This window comes from Candidatus Aeolococcus gillhamiae (assembly GCF_016464765.1).
Taxonomy (GTDB): Bacteria; Chloroflexota; Dormibacteria; order Aeolococcales; family Aeolococcaceae; genus Aeolococcus; species Aeolococcus gillhamiae.
On the sequence record NZ_JAEKNS010000007.1, the window covers coordinates 24,146 to 34,636 of the forward strand.

Annotated in this window: 7 protein-coding genes; 5 read left to right on the forward strand and 2 right to left on the reverse strand. The window is 68.0% G+C overall.

Annotated features, from left to right (window positions below):
- Positions 1-7: 7 nt before the first annotated feature.
- Entirely contained in the window at positions 8-2,746 is a 2,739-nt protein-coding gene (gene ligD / locus JF886_RS00510) for a DNA ligase D (RefSeq protein ID WP_337308519.1), read from the reverse strand.
- Between the two features lie 281 nt (positions 2,747-3,027).
- Between ligD and gyrB the strand changes: the two genes are divergently transcribed.
- From gyrB to gyrA, 3 genes are read left to right on the forward strand one after another with little or no spacing between them, the layout of a single operon-like run.
- Positions 3,028-4,992: a DNA topoisomerase (ATP-hydrolyzing) subunit B gene (gene gyrB / locus JF886_RS00515; RefSeq protein WP_337308532.1), complete on the forward strand. Its 1,965-nt coding sequence runs from the start codon at positions 3,028-3,030 to the stop codon at positions 4,990-4,992.
- Positions 4,992-6,047, forward strand: coding sequence for a phosphate acyltransferase PlsX (gene plsX / locus JF886_RS00520; RefSeq protein WP_337308521.1), 1,056 nt, complete (start codon positions 4,992-4,994; stop codon positions 6,045-6,047). The genes gyrB and plsX overlap by 1 nt, the downstream gene beginning before the upstream one ends.
- Positions 6,044-8,503, forward strand: coding sequence for a DNA gyrase subunit A (gene gyrA / locus JF886_RS00525; protein WP_337308523.1), 2,460 nt, complete (start codon positions 6,044-6,046; stop codon positions 8,501-8,503). Before plsX ends, gyrA begins: the two co-directional genes overlap by 4 nt.
- A 132-nt stretch (positions 8,504-8,635) precedes the next feature.
- Here the strand turns inward: gyrA and JF886_RS00530 are convergent, their stop codons facing one another.
- Entirely contained in the window at positions 8,636-9,070 is a 435-nt protein-coding gene (locus tag JF886_RS00530; RefSeq protein ID WP_337308525.1) for a universal stress protein, read from the reverse strand.
- 142 nt (positions 9,071-9,212) lie between these two features.
- Here JF886_RS00530 and JF886_RS00535 point away from each other — a divergent pair, with 142 nt between their 5' ends.
- Both JF886_RS00535 and JF886_RS00540 read left to right on the forward strand, forming a co-directional pair.
- Positions 9,213-9,668 (forward strand): potassium channel family protein, encoded by a 456-nt coding sequence (locus tag JF886_RS00535; protein ID WP_337308526.1) that lies wholly within the window; start codon positions 9,213-9,215, stop codon positions 9,666-9,668.
- Positions 9,665-10,354, forward strand: coding sequence for a potassium channel family protein (locus JF886_RS00540; protein WP_337308528.1), 690 nt, complete (start codon positions 9,665-9,667; stop codon positions 10,352-10,354). Before JF886_RS00535 ends, JF886_RS00540 begins: the two co-directional genes overlap by 4 nt.
- Positions 10,355-10,491 lie beyond the last annotated feature (137 nt).

The window sequence follows — 10,491 nt, forward strand, 5'->3', positions numbered from 1 at the left end:
ATATCCCTCAGTCCAGAGGCGGCAGCACCTGGTCACCGGCGAGGGCGCCGGCGAAGAGGTCGCCCGTCTGCGCGAGCCGCTCACCGATGGTGCGCACCGTCCATCGGTCGGGCCGCAGCGCGGGGTCGTCCAGCTCGGCCCAGGTGATCGGCGCCGAGACCGGCGCACGCGGCACCGCCCGCACCGTGTAGGGAGCGTTGAGGGTCTTGTTGATTATGTTCTGGGTGTAGTCGATGCGCACCCGCCCGGTGCGCGCCTTCACCGACCACTCCCAACTGACCAGCTCAGGAACGATGCGACCGATCGCCCGCGCCACGCCCTCAACCCAGCCGCGGACCGCGCCGTAGTCGGGGCCGCGCCGGATCGGCACGTAGATCTGCAGCCCGGTCTGCCCGGTGGTCTTCAGCACGCTGTGCAGCCCGTAGTGGTCCAGCGCCACACCGGTGAGCCGGGCGATGGTGATCACGCTCTCGAACGTCGCCCCCTCGGCGGGGTCGAGGTCGAACACCGCCCAGTCGGGCTGCCGGGGCGCGTCGATGCGTGAGTGCCAGGGATGCAGGTCGATCGAGGCGGCGTTGGCCACCCAGATCAGCGTGGCCAGTTCATTGACGACGATGTACTCCTTGGTCTTCTCGCCGTGGTACGTCCAGGATTCGATCCACTCCGGGGCGTGCGACGGCTTGTCCTTGCGCCAGAAGTGGTCGCCGTCGATGCCATCGGGAAACATCTGCATGGAGAGCGGCCGGTCGCGCAGGTAGGGCAGCAGCACGGGCGCCACCCGGAGGTAGTGGGCAATCAGGTCGCGCTTGGTGAGCTGGTCGTCGGGCCACATCACCTTGTTGAGGTGGGTGACGCGCACACGCTTCCCCTCGACCTCGAGCGAATCCGAGTCCTTGAGGGTGCCGAGCTGCTCGAGCAGCGCCTCGGTGGCGGCGTCATCGGAGCGCCCCGGCGTCGGCCTGTGCGCGCGCGAGCGCTTGCGCGCAACGGCAATCGGTTTGGCCGTCGGTGGCTCCGCGGCGTCGGCCTGGGCAGGTTCCTCGCGCACGCAGTCGCGCGGCGCGATGTCGTCGCGGAGCCCGAGGTACGCGGGGTGGCGGAGGATTCCCTGCCTGGTCCATCCGGCGTGGCGCACCTCGCACACCAGCTCCGGCCGCGCCCACGTCGCCGGCTCCGCCGTGCGCGGCGGCGGCCGCAGGGCACTGGTCGGGACGACAAGCATGTCGAGCCGCGCGCGCAGCTCGCGCAACGTCTTCTCGTTGAAGCCGGTCCCCACCTGCCCGCAGTGGATGAGGTCGGCGCCGTCGTACACGCCGAGGATCAGCGCGCCGAGGTGCTCGCTGCGCCGCCCCCGCCCGCCGGTCGAGCCCGCGATGACGCACGACTGCGTCTGCCAGGCCTTCACCTTGACCCAGTCGGGGCTGCGCCGACCCGGCTGGTAGGGGGAGTCGGCGCGTTTGCCGATCATGCCCTCGATGCCCCGGCTCTTCACTGCGGCGAAGAAGCTCTCGCCGTCGCGCTCCACGTCGTCGGCGTACATCACCGCCTCGACTGGCGTGAGCACGTCCTTGAGCGTCTTCTTGCGGATGCGCAACGAGGTCTGCATGAGGTCGCGCCCGTCGAGCCGGAGGATGTCGAAGACGACATACGTCGCGGGGCTGTCGCGCATGGCGCGGCGGACATCGGTGTCACGGGCCACGTTGATGCGCGACTGCAGCCGCTCGAACGAGGGGCGGCCGTCGTCGTTCATGACCACGATCTCACCGTCGACGACGGCGCTGTGGCCGCGCAGCGCGCGCCCCAACGCGGCCAGCTCGGGATACCTTGACGTCTCGTCGCGCCCGCTGCGCCCGACCAGGCGCACGCGGCCGTCGTCGACGGCGGCCAGCGCGCGCACCCCGTCCCACTTCAGCTCGAAGAACCAGCCCTCGCGGCTGAACGGCCGGTCCACCGTGGTCGCCAGCATCGGCGCGGGCAGCCGCTCCTCCTTGTCTGCGGTGACCGGCGCAGGTCGCGCGGCCGGTTGGGCCGGCGCACGCGGTGCGGCAGTGGCCTGTGCCGGCGTGCTGGCGGCGCGCCGCGCCCTGGCAGCCTCACGCGGATCGCCACCTCCGTCGGCGGCGATCTCCGCCAGTGAGCGGCCGGTCTTGACCGAGACCTCGTGCTCGCTGGCCTCGTACTTCTCGACCACCGCGTCGTCGCGCTTCTTGATGAGCAGCCAGTTCTTGTCACCGTCGCTGCTGCCCCCGTAGCGGCGGCCGCGGTCGCCGATCTTCACCAGCGCGAACTCGCCCTGCAGCTTGGTTCCGGAGAGGCGGAACTTCAGGTCGCCCTTGGCCAGGCTCTTCTCGACGTCGTCCGCGGTCTCGCGCAGCCATTCGTACGTGCCGATGTCCCAGAGCAACACCGTGCCGGCTCCGTACCCGGACGGGATGACACCCTCGAAGTCGCCGTAGTCGACGGGGTGATCCTCGGTGTGCACGGCCAGCCGCTTGATCGCGGGATCCAGCGTCGGCCCGCGCGGGATCGGCCAGGACAGGAGCACTCCGTTGTGCTCGAGACGGAAGTCGTAGTGCATGCGCGTGGCGCGGTGCTGCTGCACGCAGAAGCGCTGCCCGTGCGGCAGGGTGCCCCAGTCCGGTTTGGCCGCCGTTGGTCGAGGGCGGCGCGACCTCGCGGGCTCGTCCCCGGACGGCTCGGGAGTCTTGGTGAAATCGCGCTTGCGTCGGTATTCCTCAAGGGCCATCTGCGCAGTCTGCTACGCGGGGACAGCAACGCGGGCCCAGGGCCTCGGCGCGGACATGCAGCGGACAGGGAAATGCCATGCGCGCGGCCACTTTCGAGCACGTCTGCAACGGACGGTGTAACCACCGGAAACTGGTACAATTCACTGTAGTTTCGCGTGCCTCACTGGCCCTTCCACATGGCGCTGGCCGGGGCATGCCACAATCCAGCTGCGCCCGCCGGCAAAACGCACCCCTGGAGTCCCCCCTGATCGACGAGAGCGCCCGAAGCGACGACCGCGGCATCGCAGCCGCAGAACCATCCCCAAGTACCCGCTCTGCAGCAGGCGGCAAGGCTCCCAAGGATTCCTACTCCTCAGCCCAGCTCACCGCCCTCAAAGGGCTCGAACCGGTGCGCAAGCGGCCCGGGATGTACATCGGGTCAACCGACTCGCGCGGCCTGCACCATCTCATCCGCGAGATCGTCGACAACTCGATCGATGAGGCGCTCGCCGGGCAGTGCGACGCCATCATCGTGACCCTACACCGCGACAACTCGGTGTCGGTGATCGACAACGGCCGCGGCATCCCGGTCGACATGCATCCCACCGAGAAGAAGCCGGGCCTCGAGCTCGTGCTCACCGAGCTGCACGCCGGGGGCAAGTTCGGCGGCGGGGGCTACAAGGTCTCGGGCGGCCTGCACGGTGTCGGCGCCTCGGTCGTCAATGCGCTCAGCGAGCGGCTCGTCGCCGAGGTCCACAAGGGGGGCAGCCTCTACCGTCAGACCTACACCCGCGGCGTTCCCGACGCGCCCATGGCGGTGGTCGGCACAACCGATCGCCACGGCACCACCATCCGCTGGTGGCCCGACTCGACGGTCTTCGAGACCGTGGAGCACAGCTGGGACATCGTCGCCAACTTCATCCGCGAGGTCGCCTTCCTCACCAAGGGGGTGGCCATCACCGTCGTCGACGAGAGGGCCGACCGCGAGTACACCTTCTACTTCGAGGGTGGCATCCAGGCAATGGTGCGCTACCTCAACGAGAACCGCACCGTGGTCAACGCCCGCCCGATGTACGTGGAGCGCGCGATCGAGGGCACGCTCATCGAGCTGGCCATCCAGTACCAGAGCAGCGTGTTCACCGAGCACGTGCTCGCCTTCGCCAACAACATCCACACCGAGGAGGGCGGCTCCCACCTCACCGGCTTCCGCACCGCGCTGACCGGCACCCTGAACAAGTACGCACGCAAGGCGGGGATCCTCAAGGAGAACGACCCCAACCTCAGCGGTGACGATGTCCGCGACGGGCTCACCGCCGTGATCAGCGTCAAGCTCCAGAACCCGCAGTTCGAGGGCCAGACCAAAACCAAGCTGGGCAACAGCGAGGTCGCCGGCCATGTCTCGACGGTGCTCAGCGACGCGCTGATGCAGTTCCTCGACGAGAACCCCTCCGACGGACGCCGCATCATCGACCAGTCGCTGACCGCGGCGCGCGCCCGCCAGGCCGCGGCCAAGGCGCGTGACCTGGTGCGGCGCAAGTCGTTCCTCGAGGGCTCCGCACTGCCCGGCAAGCTCACCGACTGTACGGAGAAGGATCCGTCGCAGTGCGAGATCTTCATCGTCGAGGGCGACAGCGCCGGTGGCTCCGCCAAGCAGGGCCGTGAGCGCAAGAATCAGGCCATCCTGCCGCTCCGCGGCAAGATCCTCAACGTCGAGAAGGCGCGCGCCGACAAGATCCTCGGCAACGAGCAGATCAAGGACCTGATCACCGCGCTTGGCGTGGGCTTCGGCGAGGACTTCGCCATCGAGCGCCTCCGCTACCACCGCATCGTGCTCATGGCGGACGCCGACGTCGACGGCTCTCACATCCGCACCCTGCTGCTCACCTTCTTCTGGCGGCACATGCAGCCGGTGATCCACGGTGGCTTCCTCTACCTGGCGCAGCCGCCGCTGTACAAGCTCGAGAAGGGCAGCGGGCGCAACGCTCGCGTGGAGTACGCGTTCAGCGATGAGGAGCGCGACCTCAAGGGCAAGGAGATGGGCGGCGGCCGCATCGAAGTGCAGCGCTACAAGGGTCTCGGTGAGATGAACGCCGACGAGCTGTGGGACACCACCATGGACCCGGCCCGTCGAATCCTGCTGCGCGTCTCGGTCGACGACGCCGTCAAGGCCGACGACATCTTCGACCGGCTCATGGGCGCCGACGTCGAGCCCCGCAAGCGATTCATCCAGACGCACGCCAAGAGCGTGCGCAACCTCGACATCTGATGGCCGACGTCGCTCCTGTCGCCGTCGACGCCATGGGTGGCGACCATGCCCCCGCGGAGATCGTGCGCGGCGCGCTGCGCGCGGCCACCGAGCTGCAGATCCCGGTGGTGCTGGTCGGCCGCCGCGAGCTGCTCGAGAGCGAGCTGGCGCGCATCGAGGGACCGGAGACCGTGTCGCGGGCGCGGCTGTCGATCGTCGACGCCCGCGAGGTGGTCGAGATGGACGAGCATCCTGCCAACGCCGTCCGGTCCAAGCGCGACTCCTCCGTGGTGCGCGCCTGCGCGCTGGTCGCGGAGGGCAAAGCCGGCGCCGCGGTGAGCGCGGGCAACAGCGGCGCGGTGCTGGCGGCTGCGCTGTTCACGGTGAAGCGCATCCCCGGGATCGCCCGGCCGGCGATCGGGGCGCTGCTGCCCTCGCGGGCCGCGCAGACCTTCCTGCTCGACGTCGGCGCCAACACGGACTGCAAGGCCGAGTGGCTGGTGCAGTTCGCCCTCATGGGAACGGTGTACGCGCGCACCATGATGGCGGTGCCGGCGCCACGTGTCGGGCTCCTCAGCAACGGTGAGGAGCCGGGCAAGGGCTCGCAGCTCGTCCAGGAGGCGTACCCGCTGCTCGAGGCTTCCGCGCTGCAGTTCATCGGCAACGTCGAGAGCAAGGAGCTCTTCACCGGCGCCTGCGACGTGGCGGTGTGCGACGGCTTCGTCGGCAACATCGCGCTCAAGACCGCCGAGGGTGTCGGCGAGTTCCTCTTCGCCGCGCTTCGCGACGCAGCCATGGGCAGCCTGTCCGGCAAGGTGGGCGGCCAGCTGCTCAAGCCACGCCTGCGGGCGCTTCGTGACGGCATCGACTACCGCCACACCGGGGGTGCGCTCCTCCTCGGTGTCGCCGGCGAGGTGGTGATCGCCCACGGTCGTTCCGATGCGCTGGCGATCATGAACGCGATCCGGGTCGCCGCCGAGGCGGCACGGCGCGACGTCAGCGGGACGATCGCCAAGCAGTTGCCCGCCGCGGCGAGCCAGGCAGGGCAACCCGGTGAGGCGGCGGTGTCGCGATGAGCATCTTCGAGCCCGGCCAGATCAGGGACATCGACCTCGAGCAGGAGATGCGTTCGTCCTACATGGACTACGCGATGAGCGTGATCATCAGCCGCGCGCTCCCCGACGTGCGCGACGGCCTCAAACCCGTGCAGCGACGGATCATGTACGCGATGCTCCAGGAGGGCATCACCGCCGCCGGACGCACCAAGAAGTCGGCGGCCATTGTCGGCGAGGTGATGAAGAACTATCACCCGCACGGCAACACGGCCATCTACGACTCGATGGTCCGGCTCGCCCAGGACTGGGTGATGCGCTACCCGCTGGTCACCTCGCAGGGCAACTTCGGGTCCGTCGACGGCGACCCGCCGGCGGCGGAGCGATACACCGAGGCGAAGATGTCGCCGATCGCCATGACCTTGGTCGAGGACATCGACAAGGACACAGTGGACATGGCGCAGACGTACCTTGCCGATCCCGACATCCTCGAACCGACCGTCCTGCCCGCGTTGCTGCCCAACCTGCTCGTCAACGGCGCCACCGGCATCGCGGTGGGCATGGCAACCAACATTCCGCCGCACAACCTCGGTGAGGTCAGCGACGGCGTGGTGCGCCTCATAGACGAGCCGGAGACCACCACTGAAGAGCTCACCAAGATCATCAAGGGACCCGACTTCCCCACCGGCGCGATCATCTATGCGCGCGACCTGCCTGCCGTCTACGGCACCGGGCACGGGCGCATCGTGATGCGCGCCCAGGTGGACTTCGAAGAGGCGTCCGACGGCAAGGAGCAGATCATCGTCCGCGAGCTGCCCTACCAGGTGAACAAGGCGCGCCTGCTCACCAACATCGCCGAGCTGGTCAAGGACCACAAGCTCGAGGGCATCGAGGGACTCAACGACGAGTCCGACCGCAACGACCAGACCCGCATCGTCATCAAGCTGAAGTCGAGCGCACGGCGAACGGCGGTCCTCAACAACCTGTTCAAGCACACCCAGCTGCAGCTGACCTTCGGGGCCATCATGCTGGCGCTCGTCGACGGTCGTCCCCAGGTGCTCGGCCTCAAGGCGATGCTGCAGCACTTCATCGACTTCCGTCGTCTGGTGGTGACGCGACGCACGCGCTACCTGCTGGCAAAGGCGCGCGATCGCGCCCACATCCTCGAGGGGCTGATGAAGTGCCTCGAGCACCTCGACGAGGTGATCGCGATCATCCGAGCCGCACAGGACGAGCGCACCGCGCAGCGCGGCCTCGAGGAGCGCTTCCAGCTGAGCGAGCGCCAATCGAAGGCCATCGTCGACCTTCGCCTTGGCCGGCTGACCCGGCTAGAGGCGAGCAAGATCCGCGAGGAGTACGAGGAGCTGATCAAGGAGATCGCCCACCTCGAAGATGTGCTCGGCAACCCACGGCTCGTCGACGAGATCATCAAGGAAGAGATCGCCGCCATCCGCAAGAAGTACGCGGACCCGCGACGCACCCAGATCAACCAGGGTGAGGTCGAGCTCAACGAAGAGGACCTGATCCCCCGCGAGCAGGTCTTCGTCACGCTGACAAATCGGGGCTACATCAAGAGAATTCCGCTGGACCAGTACCGCGCCCAGCACCGCGGCGGCAAGGGCGTGGTCGGCGCGCGCCGCTCCAACGACGAGGACTACATCGCGCACTCCACGACGGCGAACACGCACACCGACATGCTGTTCTTCACCAACCGCGGCCGCGTCTTCCGGCTGCGCACCCATGAGATCCCCGACGTCAAGCGACAGGCCAAGGGCATCCCGGTCATCAACCTGATCGACCTCGACCAGCGGGAGCGGGTCACCGCGCTCATCGACATGGAGGAGTTCAGCGATTCGCAGTACCTGGTGATGGTGACCAAGCTCGGCCAGATCAAGAAGACGCCAGCGGCCGCGTACTCGTCGGTTCGGCGCAACGGGCTGATCGCCATCAACCTGCAGGGCGACGATGAGCTCAACTGGGTGCGCCGTTCCTCCGGAGGCAATGAGCTGCTCATCGTCACCAGGCGTGGCAAGGGCTCACGGTTCACCGAGAAGGAGGTGCGCCCGATGGGCCGCGACACCATGGGCGTCGGCGCCATGCGCCTGCGGGCCGGCGACGAGATCGCGGGTTTCGACATCGTCAATCCCGAGGGCCACGTGCTCGTGGTCACCCAGAACGGCTTCGGCAAGCTGACGCCGATGTCGGACTACCCGGTGAAGAGCCGCAACATCCAGGGCGTGTACACGGTGGACCAGACGGCGATTCCCAAGATCGGCGAGATCGTGGGCATGCGTGTCGTCGAGGATCTCTCCGAGGAGCTGATGGTGATCAGCACCTCGGGCCAGGTCATCCGCCTCCCGCTCGACCAGGTGCGGGTCTCAGGCCGCCAGACCAGGGGCGTGATCATCATGCGCATGGACGACGACGACCGCGTCGCCTCGATAGCCGGCGTCGGCGCCGCCGGCTCCCTAGACGCCTAGACAGTGAAGGGGGAACTGCGTTCCCCCCCGGGCACCCCCCAACTCAGGGGTGTCAGCTCCGGCGACATGAAGTCGCCTGCGCTGACTAATGCTACGGACGAGTAGGCCGTCCCCCTCAGTCCCTCCTCGCCCTTACGTCGGGGGTTCGCGGAACAGGAGGGCGCGGCAGGGGGCGTGGCGCAGGATGTACGGGGCGGTCCGGCCCATGTGGAACTCCCCGAAGCGCAGCCGGAACGGCATGCCCACGACGACGAGGTCCGCCTTCCAGTGGGCGATCTCCTCGACGATCGCGGGACCGGCGTCGCGGGCCTGGAGCAGCTCGGTCTCGATCTCGGTCTCGAGCTCGCGGGCGATCTTCTCGGCGGCGTCAAGGAGAGTCTCGGCGGTGTCCATCTCCACGTCCTGAACAGTGCCGAGCGCCAGGCTGCGCTTGATCTCGAGCACGGTGACCACCATGACCTTGGCCTTGCCACGCCGCGCCAACCGGCATGCCAGGCGTACCGCCTCTACATCTGTCGGGACGCCGCCGACGGGAACGAGGATGCGTTGCGGTGTGAACCCAACCATGGCGGCAGGATGCTACAGGGCGGTGGGGGAACTGCGTTCCCCCATCGGGCACCCCCCAGGTCGGCGGTGTGTCCGGGCCGTCACGGGGGCAGTTCCCTCTTCGCTCTAGAATGCGGCGAAGTCACTTGATTGGGAGAACGTCGTGAAGGTGGTGATCGTCGGTTGCGGACGCGTCGGCTCGACGCTGGCGCTCGAGCTCGTCGCGGCAGGCCATGACGTCACCATCGTCGATGAGCGGGTGTCGGCGTTCAGCCGCCTCGGCGAGAGCTTCGGCGGAAACATGGTTGTTGGCACGGGAATCGACGAGTCCGTGCTGCGCCGTGCCGGCATCGAGGATGCTGATTGCTTCGCCTCGGTGACCAATGGCGACAACCGCAACATCATGGCCGCACAAGTGGCCAAGGTTGTCTTCAACGTGCCGCGCGTGATCACCAGGATCTACGATCCTATCCGGGAGCGGACCTACCGAGAGTTCGGGCTGGAGACGATCTGCTCGACCACCATCGTCAGCTCGATGATCAGCACCTTCCTCACCACCGGTGAGAACCCCGCCTATCCCTCGGCCGCCCCCCAGGACCTGGCACAGGCGCCCCGATGACCGACACTCTGGCGGGCCCTGATCGCCCCTATGTCGTGATCATCGGCGGCGGCAAGGTAGGCTTCTACCTGGCCCGCCACCTACTCGAGCGCGACTACGAGGTCACCCTGGTCGAGAAGAACCCGGCGCGTGCCGAGTGGATCGAGCACCAGATGGGCAGCGTCGCGGTGATGGTGGGCGACGGCGACGAGATGGCCTTCCTGGCCACCACCGGCATCGACAGAGCGGGAGTGGTCATCGCCTGCACCGGCGACGACGAGGACAACCTGGTGGCGTGCCAGCTGGCCAAGGGGAAGTTCCGGGTGCCTCGCACCATCGCCCGGGTCAACAACCCGGTCAACGTCAACGTCTTCACCGCGCTGGGGATCGATGTGCCGGTGAGCGCCACCGAGCTGCTGATGGGGCTGATCGAGGCCGAGATCAGCGGCTCCGACATGGTCAGAGGCCTGGCCGTCAAGGCGTCGGGCGCCAACCTCGTCGACGTCAAGCTGCCCGACCTGTCCCGCCTGGTCGGCAAGCGGCTGAGCGAGATCGACCTGCCCGAGGGGGACGTCGTTGTGTGCATCGTGCGGGGGGGTGAACCGGTGGTGCCGCGTGCGGATGAGGTCATCCAGCAGAGTGACGAGCTGATCGTGTACTCGCGACAGCTCGACATCGAAGGGGTCCGCGAGTCGCTGGTCCGCTGAGGCCGGACACAGCGAGGCCGCCGCACCCACGGTGGGCGGCGGCGGCCTCGGGCTCAGACGACGATCAGGTGGCCTTGCCGATCTTGAAGATCTTGGTGCCGCAGGTCGGACAGGTTCCGGTGGTTGCGGGTTTGCCG